The sequence below is a fragment of the Pseudomonas sp. Z4-20 genome, assembly GCF_051131955.1.
Lineage (GTDB): Bacteria > Pseudomonadota > Gammaproteobacteria > Pseudomonadales > Pseudomonadaceae > Aquipseudomonas > Aquipseudomonas marvdashtae.
The window spans coordinates 2217037-2234417 of the sequence record NZ_CP071641.1 but is presented as its reverse complement, the minus strand read 5'-3'; the positions used below and the strand labels follow the sequence as shown (position 1 = coordinate 2234417).

The window sequence follows — 17381 nt, the reverse complement described above, 5'->3', positions numbered from 1 at the left end:
CTACATGACGGCCCGCCTTACGGTGGGCCGTTATGTTTATGGCTCGAGGGGCTGGCGATCAGCACGCCGCTCGCGTACAAATCGTGGTCATCAATCACCCGGCTTTAAGGCTGACAATGCGACTGGCGTTTCCCTCCTGGCTATTCATCGCGGTGGTCCTGCTGACAGGCGCTGCCAGCGTAAATGCCGCCCCCGAACATGCCCTGACGGTGTATGGCGAGCCGGCCAAGTACGCCGAAGGCTTCAGCCACTTCGCCTATGCCAACCCCCAGGCGCCCAAGGGCGGCACGATGCGCCGCTCAGCCATGGAAATCGGCCACTTCGACCATGTGCTGCCATATATCGACAAAGGCATCGGTGTCAGCCAGGTCGATGGGATGCTTTATTCGCCGCTGGCCCAGCGCTCATTGGACGAGCCCTACACCGTCTACGGGCTGGTCGCCGAGAAGATGGAACGCGCCGAGCATGGCCTGTCCCTGCGCTTTTACCTCAATACCAAGGCCCGTTTTGCCGATGGCAAGCCCATCACTGCGCAAGACGTGCGCTACAGTTTCGAGCTGCTGATGACCCAGGGCAGCCTGCGCTATCGCACACAGTTTGCCGCCGTCAAAGGCGTTGAAGTGGAGTCCGAACGCACCGTTCGCTTCGACTTCAAGAACAACGAAAATCGCACCCTGCCCCTGGACATCGCCACCCTGCCGGTCTTTCCCGAGCATTGGTGGCAGACCCGTGATTTTGCCAACGGAGGCGGCTACGAAGCGCCTTTGGGCAGCGGCCCGTACCGCATAAGCAAAGTCGACTCGGGGCGCAGCATTACCTTCGAGCGCAATGCCGACTGGTGGGGCAAGGACCTGCCGGTCAGCCGCGGGCTCTACAATTTCGACCGTTTCAGTATTGAATACTTCGGCGACACCGATGTCGCCCGGCAGGTCCTGCGCGGCGGCGCCTACGACTATAACCGTGAGTTTTCCGCCACCGGTTTCTCCATCGGTTATGACAGCCCGGCCTTGCACGACGGCCGCTTGCAGAAAGCCCACCTCGCCACCCAAGCGCCCCAGCCGGCCCAAGGCTTCGTGTTCAATCTGCAGCGTCCACAGTTCCAGGACCGTCGCGTACGCCAGGCGCTGGCGATGCTCTGGGATTTCGAGTGGAGCAACCGCCAGATGATGCGCAATCTCTACGTGCGTCAACAGAGCTACTTTTCCAACACCGACCTCGCCGCCCGGCAACTGCCCGATGCGGGTGAGCTGGCGATCCTCGAACCGTTGCGCGGCAAAATACCCGATGAGGTGTTTACTCAGGTATTCCAGGCACCGAAGACCGACGGCAGCGGCGTCATCCGTGACAAGCAACTGCAAGCCTTGACGCTGCTGGAGCAGGCAGGCTGGAAACCCGACGGCGACCGCTTGGTGAATGCCGAAGGCGAAGCCCTGAGTTTTACCTTCCTGGTCACTCAGAACGGTATCGATCGCTTGCTGCTGCCGTACAAGCGAACCCTGGCGCAGATCGGCATCGACATGAGCATCCGACGCATCGACTCGTCCCAGTACGTCAATCGCCTGATGAGCCGCGACTACGACATGATCATCACCGGCTACCCCGTGAGCACTTCGCCGGGGATGGAGCTCCACAATTACTTTGGCTCGGCGGCGGCCAACGACCCGGGCGCGAACAACTACATGGTGCTGCAGGACCCCGCCGTTGATGCCCTGATCGACGGCCTGGTCAAGGCCACCACCCAAAGCGACATGCTCCGCCATGCCCACGCGCTGGACCGGGTGCTGCAATGGAATTACTACTGGATCCCCAACTATTATCCGCCGGGCAGTTCGACCGTGTGGTGGAACCGCTTTGGCATGCCCAAAGTCCAGGCGAGCAATGACGAGGCCATCGAAAGCTGGTGGGAAGTCAGCACCACGCCGCTGACCAACGAGCAGATGACCGCCGAACGGATCAAGCGTGGCACACCGGGAGGGCATCATTGATGTGGGGTTATATTGCGCGGCGCCTGCTGCTGATCATCCCCACGCTGGTGATCATCCTGCTGGTGAACTTCGTCATCGTCCAGGCCGCACCGGGCGGGCCCGTGGAACAGGCCATCGCCCACCTGCAAGGCGTCGGTGGCGCCAGTGTCGGCAGTTCGGGCACCGCCATGACCGGCAGCTCCCGCGCCAGCCGTGGCCTGGACCCGCAACTGATCAAGGACATCGAGAAACAGTACGGTTTCGACAAACCGGCCCATGAACGCCTGTGGCTGATGCTCACCGGTTATGCCCGCCTGGATTTCGGAAAGAGCTTCTTCCGTGGTGCCACGGTCACCGACCTGATCCTGGAAAAAATGCCCGTGACCATCTCCCTCGGGCTCTGGGCGACACTGATCACTTACCTGGTGTCGATTCCCCTGGGCATTCGCAAGGCCGTGCGCCACGGCTCGGCATTCGATATCTGGAGCAGCACCGCGATCATCATCGGCTATGCCATGCCAGCGTTCCTCTTCGCCATGTTCCTGGTCGTCATGTTCGCCGGCGGCACCTCGCTCAACTGGTTCCCGGTGCGCGGGCTGGTGTCGGACAACTTTGAATCGCTGTCGACCCTGGGCAAGATCGCCGATTACTTCTGGCATCTGGTATTGCCGGTCACGTCGCTGGTTATCGGCGGTTTTGCCACCCTGACCATCCTGACCAAAAACTCCTTTCTCAACGAAATTACCCGCCAGTACGTTGTCACCGCCCGGGCCAAGGGCATGAGCGAACGTCGGGTGCTATACGGCCACGTGTTTCGCAATGCGATGTTGCTGGTGGTGTCGGGCATTCCCCAGGCGTTCATCAGCGTATTCTTCGCCGGTTCATTGCTGATCGAGGTGATCTTCTCCCTCGACGGCCTGGGGCGCATGAGCTACGAGGCGGCCGTGTCACGGGACTATCCGGTGGTGTTCGGCTCGCTGTTCATCTTCACGTTGTTCGGCCTGCTGATCAAACTCATCGGCGACCTCTGCTACACACTGGTGGACCCGCGCATCGACTTCGCCGCGAGGAACGCCTGATGTTCAAGCTTTCCCCGTTGGGCCGGCGGCGTTTCGAGCGTTTCAAGAAAAACCGTCGTGGCTGGTGGTCGCTGTGGCTGTTCCTCGGGCTGTTCGCCCTGACCCTGGGCGGTGAACTGATCGCCAACGACAAGCCGCTGGTGGTAAGCCATCAGGGCTCGCTGTATTTCCCGGTATTCAAGCGCTACACCGAACAGCAATTCGGCGGCCAGTTGCCGTTCCAGGCTGACTACCGCAGCAACTACGTGCAGGACCTTATTCACAAGGACGGCGGCTGGCTGCTCTTCCCGCCCATCCCCTTCAGCGCTGACACACCCAACTACGACCTCAACCAACCGGCCCCCAGCCCGCCCTCGACCGTCAACTGGCTGGGCACCGATGACCAAGCCCGGGACGTGCTGGCGCGGGTGATCTTCGGCGCGCGAGTATCGATCCTGTTCGCCCTGGCCCTCACCACCATCAGCGCCCTGATTGGCATCGCCGCCGGGGCTTTGCAGGGTTACTACGGTGGCTGGGTGGATCTGCTCGGGCAACGCCTGCTGGAAGTCTGGTCCGGACTGCCGGTGCTTTACCTGCTGATCATCCTGTCCGGCTTCGTCGAGCCGAATTTCTGGTGGCTGCTGGGGATCATGGCGCTGTTTTCCTGGCTGGCCCTGGTGGACGTGGTCCGCGCCGAATTCCTGCGCGGGCGCAACCTTGAATACGTGAAAGCCGCGAGGGCCTTGGGCCTGACCGACCGCAAGGTGATCGTGCGGCATATCCTGCCCAACGCCATGAACGCCACCTTGAGTTACCTGCCGTTCATTCTCACCGGGGCGATTTCCACGCTGACAGCGTTGGACTTCCTCGGTTTCGGCATGCCGGCCGGCAGCGCGTCATTGGGTGAGTTGATCGCCCAGGGCAAGCAGAACCTGCAAGCGCCGTGGCTGGGATTGACGGCGTTCTTCACCCTGGCGCTGATCCTGTCCCTGCTGGTGTTCATTGGCGAGGCATTGCGCGATGCCTTTGATCCACGCGCTTGAAAACAGCCATGAAGCGGAACCTTGATATGAGCGACAACCTGATCGAAATCCGCGACCTGAGCGTGGCCTTCAACGACCAGACGGTAGTACGAAACCTGTGCCTGGACATCCGCCCCGGCGAATGCCTGGCCCTGGTGGGCGAGTCAGGCTCGGGCAAATCGGTCACAGCCCATTCGATCCTGCAATTGCTACCCGACACGGGCACGCGCACCACCGGCAGCATTCGCTATCGTGGCCAGGAGCTGGTCGGCGCCGAGGCCAAGACGCTGCGGGAGCTGCGCGGCAACCGGATCGCGATGATTTTCCAGGAGCCGATGACCTCGCTCAATCCACTCCACAGCGTTGAAAAACAGATCGGCGAAACCCTGATGTTGCACCGGGGCCTGGGTGGCAAGGCCGCACGCCAGCGCATCCTCGAATTGCTCGCCCTCGTCGGTATCCAGAAACCCGCCGAACGGCTAAAGGCCTACCCCCATCAGTTATCCGGAGGCCAGCGCCAACGCGTGATGATCGCAATGGCCCTGGCCTGCGAGCCGGAACTGCTGATTGCCGACGAACCGACCACTGCGCTGGACGTGACGGTACAACGCAAGATTCTGCTGCTGCTCAAATCGTTGCAGCAACGGCTCGGCATGTCCTTGTTACTGATCAGCCACGACCTCAACCTGGTGCGCAGCATCGCCCAGCGCGTATGTGTGATGAAAGCCGGGGAAATCGTCGAGCAAGCGCCTTGCGAAACCCTTTTCTGCGCACCCAGGCATCCTTACAGCTGCGAGCTACTGAACGCTGAACCGGAAGGCGAAGCCCTGCCCCGGGACGAACGCGAAGAGGTTCTGCAGGTGGAGGATCTGCGGGTCAGCTTCCCGCTCGGCGGCGGGCTGCTGCGGCGCAAGGAATATTTACGCGCGGTGGACGGCATCAGCCTGAGCATCCAGCGTGGAAAGACCTTGGGTATCGTCGGCGAATCCGGTTCCGGCAAGTCCACCCTCGGCCAGGCGATCCTGCGATTGATCGAATCCGAAGGCAGCATTCGCTTCCAGGGCCAGGCCTTGGAGCATCTGTCGCAAAAAGAACTGCGGCCGTGGCGCAAGCAGATGCAGGTGGTGTTCCAGGACCCGTTCGGCAGTCTCAGCCCGCGCATGTCGGTGCAACAGATCATCAGCGAAGGACTTGAAGTACACAGCCGCTCCAGCGCCGAGCAGTGCGAAGCCAGCGTCATCCAGGCTCTCAAGGAAGTCGGCCTCGACCCGCAGAGCCGCCACCGCTATCCCCATGAGTTTTCCGGCGGCCAGCGCCAGCGCATCGCCATTGCCCGCGCATTGGTGCTCAAGCCGGCGCTGATGCTGCTGGACGAACCAACCTCGGCCCTGGACCGTACCGTGCAGAAACAAGTGGTCGCCCTGCTCCGCCAGCTCCAGGAAAAACACGGCCTGACGTACCTGTTCATCAGCCACGACCTGGCGGTGGTGCGCGCCCTGGCCCACGACATGATCGTGATCAAGGATGGCAAGGTGGTCGAGCAAGGCGCCAGCCACGATGTGTTCGACTCGCCACAACATCCCTACACCAAGGAGTTATTGGCGGCGGCGCATCCGGGGCAGGCCTGACTCGATCAGGCCTCGCCGCGCTGGTCCATGGCGTGGGCAAACTCGCCAATCACCTCGACCACCTGCTGCGCACCGCGATGGATATCGAGGATGACTGTGCCCGCCTGATTCGCCAGCTTCACGCCCTGCTCTGCCTTGAGCGTACTGGACTGCATGCTGGTCACCGCCTGCTTGGCCAACTCGCGGTTCTTGCCGACAACTTCAGAGATGGCCACGGTGGCCTGGCTGGTGCGGCGGGCAAGGTTGCGCACTTCATCGGCCACCACCGCGAAACCGCGCCCCTGTTCGCCGGCGCGGGCCGCTTCGATTGCCGCATTGAGCGCGAGCAGGTTGGTCTGCTCGGCGATCCCGCGGATGGCATCGACGATGCTGCCGATTTCCTCGGACTGGGCGCTCAAGGCACCGATGCCTAGGGCGACTTGCTGCAACTCATCGGCAATGCTCTGCACCACCGTTACGGTTTGCTGGACCACCGAGGTGCCCAACTGCGTGTGTTCATCGGTCTTGCGGGACGTTTCGAAGGCCAGTCGCGCCGCTTTTGATTCGGTCTGGCGCTGCTCGACCTCGCGGGTGTTGTCCGTGGCGAACTTGACCACCCCATATAAACGACCATTGGCATCGTAGAGCGGGTTGTAGGTCGCTTGCAGCCAGACCGTCGCGCCTCGTTTGTCGACGCGCTGGAAAAGCCCGCTCATGTATTGGCCACGGTTCAGCGCGGCCCAAAAGCCACGATAGGCTTCGTCCTGCACTTCGCTGGGTTTGCAAAACAGGCGGTGATGCTGGCCGAGTACTTCTTCCTGGCGAAACCCCATGACCTTGAGGAAATTTTCGTTGGCCCGCACCACGGTGCCGCTCAGGTCAAACTCGATGACCGCCATTGAGCGGTCTATCGCCTGCATGAAACTGGATTCGGTTTGCGCACGGAGCACACGGTCATTGACGTCGCGCACAACCTGAATAATGCGCTGAACGCCTGCGTCGTCATCGCGCACGGGGGCGTAGCTGGCTTCTACCCACAGCCCGCCGCCATCGCGACGCAGGTGTAAAAACCGAGCTTCGGCGGACTCGCCCTGTACTAACCGTTGCCACAACGCCGCGCTTTCTCGACTCCGTCCATAGGCGGGTTCGCAGAGCATCGAGTGATGCTTGCCCAGGACCTCGTCGAGAGAATAGCCGGTCATTTTCAGAAAAAGCGGGCTGGCGTCGAGCACTTCCCCCTTTGCCGTGAACTCGACGATCGCCATCGAGCCATGAAGCGCCGCCCGCTCCGCTTCAAGCGTTGCCTGCCTGGCCTGGATTTCGTGCAAGGCGTCCTTATGCTTGCGTGAACGAATGAACATGGATACAGCTCCCGGAGGCGTTGAATGCGTGGCAGTGGCGTCTGAAAGCCTTGCCCTTGGCTGGATATTATTAAGCCATCACTCAACAAAACTTGTACAGTTTTTTATTTCTGTACAAGCAACCCCTCAATCGGTAATCAGCTCCAGCCCATTTTCCAACGCTTGCTGTCACACAGTTCGCGCCAATCCATCAGTTCCACGCGCGCGCTGTGAACGGCCTGCAGCTCAACCTGAGTCGGCGCACCCTGCTCATCGCAAAGCAGCTGGATCACGAGAAAATGCTTCTCGCGATTGACCGGCGCGCAAGCCGTCCACTTGGAAAGCTTGAGCTTTTTGGGGTTGAATTTATTCATGGGCCGTTCCAAAACCAATTCATGTACAAGATAAGCCAACTGTACAATTTTATTGGACGCTCAACCACGACGAATCAGAAGAGAGGTTGATCCGCCTTTGTGCCCCGGCATAATGCCGCCGGAAGACCGATTCCGTACCGCAAGCTTCTCCTTCCTGGGAAATGGCCGATGAACCCCACCGAAAGCCTCAAGGATTACAAGCGCGTGCGCACGCTGGCGATCCGCTCGTTGTTCGAGATCATCGAACAGTCCAGCGAAGGCACGGTGATTGTCGACCGCGACGCGAATATCGTCTGGATGAACGAACGCTACGCCCGTCGCTTCGGCTTGAATTCGGCGGCCGAGGCGATCGGTCGTGCCTGCGAAAGTGTGATTCCTTCAAGCTTGCTGCGTGAGGTGGTGCGTACCGGACGGCCGATCCTGCTGGACATGCAGGATACGCCCAAGGAGCCGCTGGTGGTGATGCGCCTACCGATTCACGACAACGCCGGCGCGGTGATCGGTGCCATCGGTTTTGCCCTGTTCGACGAGCTGCACAGCCTGTCGCCGATGCTCAAGCGCTACCTGAGCATGCAGGAAGAACTGGCCTCCACGCGCTCACTGTTGCGGGCACGCCAGACCAAGTACAACTTCGCCCATTTCATCGGCACCAGCGCGGCCAGCCTCGAGGTCAAGCGCCGCGCCCGACGCAGCGCCAGCACTGACTCGCCGGTGCTGCTGCTGGGCGAAACCGGCACGGGTAAAGAGCTGCTGGCCCAGGCGATCCACGGCGCTTCGCCGCGGGCGCACAAGGCGTTCGTCAGTATCAACAGCGCGGCTATCCCGGAGTCGCTGCTCGAAGCCGAATTCTTCGGCACCGCCCCAGGGGCATTCACCGGCGCCGACCGCAAGGGCCGCGCCGGCAAACTGCAAATTGCCCAGGGCGGCACTTTGTTTCTCGACGAAATCGGCGACATGCCGTTGCCGCTGCAAAGCAAACTGCTGCGCGTGCTGCAGGAAAAGGAATACGAACCGGTAGGCTCCAACGAGGTGCTGCAAAGCGATGTCCGGATCATCGCCGCGACATCCACTGACCTTGAGGCGGCAATCAAGCGCGGTGAGTTCCGCGCGGACTTGTATTACCGCCTCAATGTGTTGCCTATCCAAGTGCCGCCGCTGCGCGCACGCCTGGATGACCTGCCGGCCCTGAGCGAAGCGATCCTCGAAGAACTGCGCAGCCAGCACGAACTGAACCACGACGCCCTCGACCTCCTGGGCCAGCACGCCTGGCCGGGCAACATTCGAGAACTGCGCAATGTGCTGGAGCGGGCCGCGCTGCTCAGCGATGACCTGATACTCACTGCCGACGACATTCGCGCCGCCATCGGCACCTTCACGCCAGTGGTGCGCACCGCCAACCCGAGCTTGGAACCATTGCCGCAGGAGACCTTCAGCCAGGCCCGGGCGCGATTCGACCGGCACCTGATCGAAACCACGCTCGCGCAATGCGGTGGCCGGGTTGTCGAGGCGGCCGAGCGCCTGGGGCTGGGAAGGTCGACCTTGTACAAGAAAATGCTGGCGCTGGGGATTGCAGAGTCTCAATAAGGAGACTTTGTATCTCTAAAACAGGACAACCTGGCGAAGCGCTTCGCTGGCGGACTCACTCCCGGAATTATCTAGACGCACGAGCCGAAGATCGTCTCGCCTGAAAGCAAGCCTGCTCGGGAAGTAGCCAACCTCTTCCCTATAAATCTCCAAATAGAGACAAACTATTTGGACTCTTCCATTCCTGACAAATAATTTTTATATATTTCAAATGCTTAGCGATCTGGCACAGATATCGCTATAGCTCGCTCCACAGCATCACCCCACAAAAATAACAATCCAGGAGACACACCATGAGTGTGATCATTGCCTTGGCAGCCCTCACGCTGCTGATGGTTGCCGCCTACCGTGGCTACAGCGTCATCCTCTTTGCCCCGATCGCCGCCCTCGGCGCCGTCCTGCTCACCGATCCATCCGCCGTTGCCCCTGCGTTCACCGGGGTGTTCATGGAGAAAATGGTCGGCTTCATCAAGTTGTATTTCCCGGTGTTCCTGCTTGGCGCCGTGTTTGGCAAGCTGATCGAGCTGTCGGGTTTCTCCCGTTCCATCGTCGCGACGGCGATTCGCCTGCTGGGGACGCGCCAGGCCATGCTGGTGATCGTGCTGGTCTGCGCGCTGCTGACCTATGGCGGTGTGTCGCTGTTCGTCGTGGTGTTCGCGGTGTACCCATTCGCCGCCGAGATGTTCCGCCAGAGCAATATCCCCAAGCGGTTGATCCCGGCCACCATCGCCCTCGGTGCGTTCTCGTTCACCATGGACGCCCTGCCCGGCACGCCGCAAATCCAGAACATCATCCCCAGCACGTTCTTCAACACCACCGCGTGGGCCGCGCCTTGGCTGGGAGTGATCGGCACGATCTTCGTCTTCAGCTTCGGCATGCTGTTTTTGCAACGCCAGCGCAACAAGGCCCAGCGCGTGGGCGAAGGCTACGGCACCGAGCTGCGCAATGAGCCGGAGACCGCCGAAGACATCAAGCTGCCCAACCCGTGGCTCGCCGTTTCGCCGCTGCTGGCGGTGGGGATCATGAACCTGCTGTTCACCCAGTGGATCCCGCAGTGGTACGGCAAATCCCATAGCCTGGCACTGCCGGGCATGGCGACGCCGGTGACCAGCGACATCGCCAAACTCACCGCCATCTGGGCGGTCCAGGCGGCGCTGCTGGTGGGCATCGTCCTGGTGCTGCTGTTCGGCTTCCGGGCCATTCGCAGCAAGCTGGCCGAAGGCAGCAAGAGTGCGGTCGGCGGTGCGTTGCTCGCGGCCATGAACACCGCGTCGGAATACGGTTTCGGCGCGGTGATTGCATCCTTGCCGGGCTTCCTGGTGTTGGCCGACTGGCTGAAGAACATCCCCAACCCACTGGTCAACGAAGCCGTGACCGTGACGCTGCTGGCGGGTATCACCGGCTCCGCGTCGGGCGGCATGAGCATCGCCTTGGCAGCCATGTCGGAAACCTTCATCAGCGCCGCCAATGCCGCCAACATTCCGCTTGAAGTGCTGCACCGCGTGGCTGCCATGGCCAGCGGCGGCATGGACACCCTGCCGCACAACGGCGCGGTGATCACCTTGCTGGCGGTGACCGGCCTGACCCACCGTGAGGCTTACAAAGATATTTTCTGTATTACGCTGATCAAGACCCTCGCGGTGTTCTTCGTGATCGGTGTGTTCTACGCCACTGGCATTGTGTGAGGTTCCCATGACAACCGCTCTTTCGGGCAAGACTGCCCTGGTCACCGGTTCTACCAGCGGCATCGGCCTGGGCGTCGCCCTCAGCTTGGCCAAGGCCGGCGCCAACCTGATCCTCAACGGCTTTGGCGATGCCTCGGCGGTGATCGCCGAGGTGAAACAGTTCGGCGGCCAGGTCGGTCATCATCCGGCCGACGTCAGCGACCCGGCGCAGATTGCCGACATGCTTGCCTACGCCGAACGCGAGTTCGGCGGCGTGGACATCCTGGTGAACAACGCCGGGATCCAGCACGTGGCCGCCGTGGAAGATTTCCCGGTGGAACGCTGGGATTCGATCATCGCCATCAACCTGTCCTCGGTGTTCCACGCCACCCGCCTGAGCCTGCCGGGCATGCGGGCCAAGGGCTGGGGGCGGATCGTCAATATCGCCTCGGTGCACGGCCAGGTGGGCTCGGTGGGCAAGGCGGCCTACGTCGCCGCCAAGCATGGGGTGATCGGCCTGACCAAAGTGGTTGGTTTGGAAACCGCCACCAGCAACGTTACGTGCAACGCGATCTGCCCGGGCTGGGTGCTGACGCCGCTGGTGCAGAAGCAGATCGACGATCGCATCGCCACCGGCGTCAACCCACAGCAGGCCCAGCATGACCTGCTGGCCGAGAAGCAACCGTCCCTGGCGTTCGTCACCCCGCCGCAACTGGGCGAGCTGGTGCTGTTCCTGTGCAGCGAAGCCGGCAGCCAGGTGCGGGGCGCGGCGTGGAATATCGATGGTGGGTGGTTGGCGCAGTAACCCCGCTGCACCGAGCTTTTGTGGCAAGGGAGCTTGCTCCCGCTGGCCCGGTCCGACGCTTCGGGCGAAGCGGGCCCAAGAGGCGTCTGCTACGCAGCCGAGCGGGAGCAAGCTCCCTCGCCACATCCAGCGCCTTGTGCTGAACTATTTGTAAGCCCCAAAAACAAGAGGCACACCATGTCCGACATCCTTTGGCAACCCGGCCCCGAACGCATCGCCCAGTCGCGCATGAACGCCTTTTGCCAGTTCATCAACCAACGGCACGCTCTGCAACTGAGCGCCTACCCGGCCCTGCACGCCTGGAGCATCGACCAGCGCGAAGCCTTCTGGCAGGCCGTCGTCGACTTCTTCGACATCCGCTTTCACCAGCCACCCACCGAGGTGCTGGTGGAAGGCCCGCAAATGCCCGGCGCCCGTTGGTTTCCGGGGGCGACGTTGAATTTCGCCGAACACTTGCTGCGCCGTCGCGATAACGCCGTGGCGGTGGTTGCCCTGGATGAGAACGGCGATGAAGAACGACTGACCTGGGCCGAACTCGCCGGCCACGTGGCTGGCTTGCAAAAAAGCTTGCAGGCCGCCGGCGTGACCCAAGGCGACCGGGTCGCCGCTTGCATGCCCAACACCTGGCAGACGCTGGTGAGCATGCTCGCCACCACCAGCCTGGGAGCGATCTGGTCGTGCTCATCACCGGATTTCGGCACCCAGGGCGTCGTCGACCGGTTCGGCCAGATCGAGCCCAAGATGCTGATCACCTGCGCCGGTTATCGCTATGCCGGCAAGCTCATCGACCAACGACCGAAGGTCAACGAAATCCTTGAGCGATTGCCGTCCTTGCAGCAATTGATCGTACTGCCTTATGCCCGGCCCGATGCATGCGCCGAGGATTTCAAGACCCAGGCTAACGTGGCGCTGTGGGACGCTTTTTACGAGCCCGGCGGCGAGCCGGAATTCGCCAGTGTGCCGTTCGATCATCCGCTGTACATCCTCTATTCCAGCGGCACCACTGGCGTGCCGAAGTGCATCGTTCACAGCACCGGTGGCGTGCTGCTGCAACACGTCAAGGAACATGGCTTGCACGTCGATCTTGGCCCTGAGGATCGGTTGTTCTACTACACCACGTGCGGCTGGATGATGTGGAACTGGCTGGTGTCGGCCCTGGCCGTGGGCAGCGCGGTGGTGCTCTATGACGGTTCGCCGTTCCACCCCGGCCCCGAACGCCTGCTGGCGCTGATCGACCAACAACGCATCAGCGTGTTCGGCACCAGCCCCAAATACCTGGCGGCCTTGGAAAGCCAAGGTATCAAGCCACGGCTGGCTCATGACCTGAGCAGTCTCCGGACGATCCTGTCCACCGGCTCGGCCCTGGCGCCCCACAGTTACGATTACGTGTACCGCGACTTCAAGGCCGATGTCTGCCTGGCGTCGATGTCGGGCGGCACCGACATCGTGTCGTGTTTCGTCAACGGCAATCCGCTGTCAGCCGTGCGCCGGGGCGAGATGCAGGGCAAGAGCCTGGGCATGGCGGTGCAGGTCTGGAACGAGGCCGGCGAAGCGGTGATCGGCGAAAAAGGCGAACTGGTCTGCACCCGGCATTTTCCGGCCATGCCCATCGGGCTGTGGAATGATCCCCACCAGGAAAAGCTTCGCGCCTCCTATTTCAGCCAGTTTCCGGGCGTGTGGTCCCAGGGCGATTACGCCGAAGAACTGCCCCACGGCGGTTTCCTGATCCACGGGCGTTCCGACGCGGTGCTCAACCCCGGCGGCGTGCGCATTGGCACGGCGGAGATCTACCGGCAAGTGGAAAAAGTCGACGCGGTGTTGGACAGCGTCGCCATCGGCCAGCAATGGCAAGGCGATGTGCGAGTGGTGCTGTTCGTGCGCCTGCGCGATGACGTGACGCTGGATGATGCCTTGGAGCAGAAGATTCGCCAGGTCATCCGAGCCAACACCACGCCACGGCATGTGCCGGCGAAGATCCTCGCGGTCAGCGACATTCCGCGAACCATCAGCGGCAAGGTGGTGGAGTTGGCGGTGCGCAACGTGGTGCATGGCGAGGCGGTGAAGAATACCGACGCACTGGCCAATCCCGAAGCGTTGGAGCAGTTTGGCGGGCGACCGGAGCTTGCGACCTGAGGCCAGGAGCGCGGCGTCCGGCCAATCAATCCATCAGTCCCCACTCCCCCGCCGGCGGATCGGCCGGTGGCGTCGCGCCCGACTCGGCATGCAGCTTCAAGCGCAAACGCAAGTTGTTCGCCGAGTCGGCATTTTTCAGTGCTTGCTCCTCATCAATCGCGCCCTCAACCACCAAGTTGAACAGCGCTTGATCAAAGCTCTGCATCCCCAGCTCCTCTGACTTTTCCATGATCCCCTTGAGTTCGCCAAACTCGTTGCGGCGAATCAGGTCGGCCACCGTCGGCGAACCCAGCATGACCTCCACCGCCGCCCGGCGCTGGCCGGTGCGTGTGCGGACCAGGCGCTGGGAGACGAACGCCTTGAGGTTGTTGCCCAGGTCGTTCAATAGTTGCGGCCGGCGTTCTTCCGGGAAAAAATTGATCACGCGGTCCAGAGCCTGGTTGGCGTTGTGGGCATGCAGGGTGGAAATCACCAGATGACCGGTATCGGCAAAGGCCAGGGCGTGCTCCATGGTTTCCCGGTCGCGAATTTCGCCGATCAGGACCACATCCGGCGCCTGGCGCAGGGTGTTCTTGAGGGCGGCATGGAAGCTGCGGGTGTCGACCCCGACCTCCCGCTGGTTGATGATCGATTTTTTATGCCGATGGATATATTCCACCGGGTCCTCAATGGTGATGATGTGGCCGCTGCTGTTGCGGTTGCGGTAATCGATCAACGCCGCCAGGGACGTCGACTTGCCTGACCCCGTCGCGCCGACGAACAGCATCAGCCCCTGCTTCTGCATGATTGTGTCCAGCAGCACTTTCGGCAGTTTCAGGTCTTCGAAACGTGGGATATCCAACTTGACGTTGCGTATCACCATGGACACGTCATTGCGTTGCTTGAAGATGTTGACCCGGAACCGCCCGACACCGGACAGGGAAATCGCCAAGTTCATTTCCAGTTCTCGATCGAACTCAAGGCGTTGTTCGGCGTCCATCAATGACTCGGCAAGCCCGGCGATGTCGCCGACCTTGAACGCCTGGTTGCCCAGCGGCTTGAGCACACCTTCAAAACGCGCACAGGGCGGTGCGCCGGTGGACATGTAGAGGTCGGAGCCGTCCTGGCTGGCCAGGATTCGTAATAAAGGATCAATTTCCATGGTCAGAAATACTTCCTCTAACATCATTGGACACGCTGACCCGAGCCGGAAAAACCTCAGATCAACCCGCGCTTACCTCTCCAGAGGATAGTAGAAGCCGCAGCATCGACATGACATCCAGGAATTCCCGTGATGAACGCAATACCCGCCAGCAGCGACATACAGCAGGTGATCGCCCGCCTGGACTGGACTTCCAGCCCGCTGGGCGCCATCGAAACCTGGCCGCAGAGCCTGCGCACCGCCGTGGACATCATGCTCCACTCGCCCATGCCGATGGCCGTGCTGTGGGGCCCGCAGCTGGCCCATCTGTACAACGACGCCTACGCCCGGCTGGTCGGCGACAAACATCCCCGGGCATTCGGCCAGCCCACCTACACGGCCTGGCCCGAACTGCGGGAAATGGCCGAAGGGATTTATCACAGCGTGTTACAGGGCCGCATGCGCACCTGCCGCGACCAACAGTGGCGCATGCCGTTCAGCGGGCGACTATGTGATGTCTGGCTGGACTTGACCTACAGCCCGGTGCATGACGAGAGCGGCAGCGTAGCGGGAATCCTGATCACCGCCATCGAGACCAGCGAACGGCGACGCCTGGCCCAGGAATTCGAGCGGCGCTCCGAGGCCAGCCTCAAGGCCCAGCAGGAAAGCGAAGAACGCTTGCAACTGGCCTTGGCGGCCACCGATGCGCTGGGCACCTGGGATTGGGACATCCGCGAAGACCGCTTCATCGCCGACGCGCATTTCGCCCTGCTCCATGGCGTCGATCCGAATCTGTCGCGCCAATTACCCATCAATGCCTACCTCGAAGGCGTGCATCCCGAAGACCGGGCGATGGTCGCGCGCAGCATCAAGCATTGCATCACCCATGGCACCGAATACGCCGAGGAATACCGCCTGCTGCAGCCTGACGGAGAGCTGCGCTGGGTGTTCGTGCGCGGGCGTTGCTACAAGGATCGGCATGGCCGGCCCAAGCGCTTTCTCGGCGCGGCGCTGGACTTGACCGAACGCAAACGCACCGAACACGCCCTGCGCCAGAGCCAGACCGAACTGCAGTTGATCATCAACGCCATGCCGGTGCTGATCAGCTACGTCGATCGCGAAGAACGCTTCCGGCTCAACAACAGCGCCTACCTGAACTGGTATGGGCTGACCCCGCAGGAGCTGTACGGCAAGACCATTCGCGAAGTCATCGGCGAAGAAGCCTACGCGGCCCGCGCCGAACAGATCGCCGGCGCCCTGGCAGGCAAGCCGTGCAGCTTCACCGTTGAATCGGCCCACCGTGACGGCCGGCCGCGCCATGCCTTGATCAACTACCTGCCCCGCCGTGGCGGTGACGGAGCGGTGAACGGTTTCTACATCTTTGTGATCGACGAGACCGACCGCAAGAAAACCGAGGAAGCCCTGCGCAACCTCAACGAAACGCTGGAAGAACGGGTCATTGCCCGCACCCAGCAATTGGCCGAAGCCAACCATCGCCTGCAAAGCGAAATGTTCGAACGCGAGCGTGCCGAGGAAGCGCTGCGCCATGCGCAGAAAATGGAAGCGGTGGGCCAACTGACAGGCGGCATCGCCCATGACTTCAACAACATGCTCACGGGTATTCTCGGCAGCCTGGACCTGATGCAGCGCTACATCGCCTCCGGCCGTGCTGCCGAGATAGGCCGCTTTACCGAAGCGGCCATTTCCTCGGCCAACCGCGCCGCCGCCCTGACCCATCGCCTGCTGGCCTTCTCCCGGCGCCAGTCGCTGGACCGCAAGCCATTGGATGCCAACGCCCTGGTGCATTCACTCGAAGACTTGCTGAGCCGGACCACGGGCGATCACATTGTCCTGCGGCTGCAAATGGCCGGTGAGCTGTGGCCGGTCAGCACCGATGCCAGCCAACTGGAAAATGCCCTGCTCAACCTGGTGATCAACGCCCGGGACGCGATGCCTGACGGCGGCGAATTGACCATCGAAACCGCCAACGTCTACCTCGACGGCCAAGACATCAACACACTGGAACCGGTGAAAGCTGGCGATTACGTGATGATCGCCGTGCGCGACAACGGTAGCGGCATGACGCCTGCGGTGCTGGCCAAGGCCTTCGATCCGTTCTTTACCACCAAGCCCATCGGCCAGGGCACCGGCCTGGGATTGTCGATGATCTACGGATTTGCCCAGCAATCCGGTGGGCACCTGAGCCTGGACAGCGTGCCAGGCCAAGGCACGCGCGTGCAGCTGTACCTCCCGCGGCTGCACGTTGCGCCGCTCGAGCAAGCTACCGAACCGGCGACCACCGACACACCGGCAGCCAACGCCGGCGAAACCGTGCTGCTGGTGGAAGACGAACCGGCGGTGCGCATGTTGGTGCTCGATCTGCTGCACGCCTTGGGCTATACCGCGCTCGAAGCCGAAGAGGCGAAACAGGCCATTGCGTTGCTGGAGTCCAGGCAGCGCATCGATTTGCTGGTGACCGATGTCGGCTTGCCGGGCATGAATGGCCGGCAGTTGGCGGAAGTTGCCCGCCAGCACAGGCCCGACTTGAAAGTATTGTTCATGACCGGTTACGCGCAGAAAGCCACCGAGCGCCAAGGGTTCCTGGACCAAGGCATGGATATGGTCGCCAAGCCGTTCACCCTGGATCTGCTGGCCACCAAAATTCGGGCGATGATCAACCATGGCAAGTGACTTGAGGCATAATCGCCGC

The 17381-nt window shown here is 61.8% G+C and carries 11 protein-coding genes and 2 pseudogenes; 9 read left to right on the top strand and 4 right to left on the bottom strand.

Translation table 11 applies throughout. The features are described 5' to 3' along the window. Positions 1 to 116 precede the first annotated feature (116 nt). From J3P82_RS10415 to J3P82_RS10400, 4 genes are read left to right on the top strand one after another with little or no spacing between them, the layout of a single operon-like run. Positions 117 to 1985: an extracellular solute-binding protein gene (locus tag J3P82_RS10415; protein WP_434563778.1), complete on the top strand. Its 1869-nt coding sequence runs from the start codon at positions 117 to 119 to the stop codon at positions 1983 to 1985. Next, the gene (locus tag J3P82_RS10410; protein WP_434562821.1) at positions 1985 to 3043 is read left to right on the top strand and encodes a microcin C ABC transporter permease YejB; all 1059 of its coding nucleotides are present in this window, start codon (positions 1985 to 1987) and stop codon (positions 3041 to 3043) included. The genes J3P82_RS10415 and J3P82_RS10410 overlap by 1 nt, the downstream gene beginning before the upstream one ends. Next, on the top strand, positions 3043 to 4065 hold the full coding sequence (locus J3P82_RS10405) for an ABC transporter permease (RefSeq protein ID WP_434562819.1): 1023 nt from the start codon (positions 3043 to 3045) through the stop codon (positions 4063 to 4065). Before J3P82_RS10410 ends, J3P82_RS10405 begins: the two co-directional genes overlap by 1 nt. 26 nt (positions 4066 to 4091) lie before the next feature. Then, positions 4092 to 5672 (top strand): ABC transporter ATP-binding protein, encoded by a 1581-nt coding sequence (locus J3P82_RS10400; protein ID WP_434562817.1) that lies wholly within the window; start codon positions 4092 to 4094, stop codon positions 5670 to 5672. 5 nt (positions 5673 to 5677) lie between these two features. Here the strand turns inward: J3P82_RS10400 and J3P82_RS10395 are convergent. From J3P82_RS10395 to J3P82_RS10385, 3 genes and pseudogenes are all read right to left on the bottom strand, one after another. Beyond that, positions 5678 to 6127, bottom strand: a pseudogene (locus J3P82_RS10395) (methyl-accepting chemotaxis protein); the annotation flags it as partial. A 153-nt stretch (positions 6128 to 6280) separates the two neighbouring features. Next, positions 6281 to 6916 (bottom strand): annotated as a pseudogene (locus tag J3P82_RS10390) (PAS domain-containing protein); the annotation flags it as partial. A gap of 233 nt (positions 6917 to 7149) precedes the next feature. Further along, the gene (locus J3P82_RS10385) at positions 7150 to 7365 is read right to left on the bottom strand and encodes a TIGR02450 family Trp-rich protein (RefSeq protein ID WP_434562815.1); all 216 of its coding nucleotides are present in this window, start codon (positions 7363 to 7365) and stop codon (positions 7150 to 7152) included. Positions 7366 to 7533: 168 nt separating this feature from the next. On the opposite strand from J3P82_RS10385, the gene J3P82_RS10380 reads away from it, so the two are divergent. From J3P82_RS10380 to J3P82_RS10365, 4 genes are all read left to right on the top strand, one after another. Continuing rightward, positions 7534 to 8949, top strand: coding sequence for a sigma-54 interaction domain-containing protein (locus J3P82_RS10380; protein WP_434562813.1), 1416 nt, complete (start codon positions 7534 to 7536; stop codon positions 8947 to 8949). A gap of 293 nt (positions 8950 to 9242) precedes the next feature. Then, positions 9243 to 10634 (top strand): GntP family permease, encoded by a 1392-nt coding sequence (locus tag J3P82_RS10375; protein WP_434562811.1) that lies wholly within the window; start codon positions 9243 to 9245, stop codon positions 10632 to 10634. A 7-nt stretch (positions 10635 to 10641) separates the two neighbouring features. Beyond that, complete coding sequence (locus tag J3P82_RS10370; protein WP_434562809.1) at positions 10642 to 11418, top strand: 3-hydroxybutyrate dehydrogenase; 777 nt, start codon at positions 10642 to 10644, stop codon at positions 11416 to 11418. A 177-nt stretch (positions 11419 to 11595) separates the two neighbouring features. Further along, a complete protein-coding gene (locus J3P82_RS10365; RefSeq protein WP_434562807.1) occupies positions 11596 to 13551 on the top strand; it encodes an acetoacetate--CoA ligase in 1956 nt (651 codons plus the stop codon). A 25-nt stretch (positions 13552 to 13576) separates the two neighbouring features. On the opposite strand, the gene J3P82_RS10360 is transcribed toward J3P82_RS10365, so the two are convergent. Next, a complete protein-coding gene (locus J3P82_RS10360) occupies positions 13577 to 14692 on the bottom strand; it encodes a PilT/PilU family type 4a pilus ATPase (RefSeq protein ID WP_434562805.1) in 1116 nt (371 codons plus the stop codon). Positions 14693 to 14824: 132 nt separating this feature from the next. Between J3P82_RS10360 and J3P82_RS10355 the strand changes: the two genes are divergently transcribed. After that, on the top strand, positions 14825 to 17362 hold the full coding sequence (locus J3P82_RS10355; protein ID WP_434562803.1) for a PAS domain-containing protein: 2538 nt from the start codon (positions 14825 to 14827) through the stop codon (positions 17360 to 17362). Positions 17363 to 17381 lie beyond the last annotated feature (19 nt).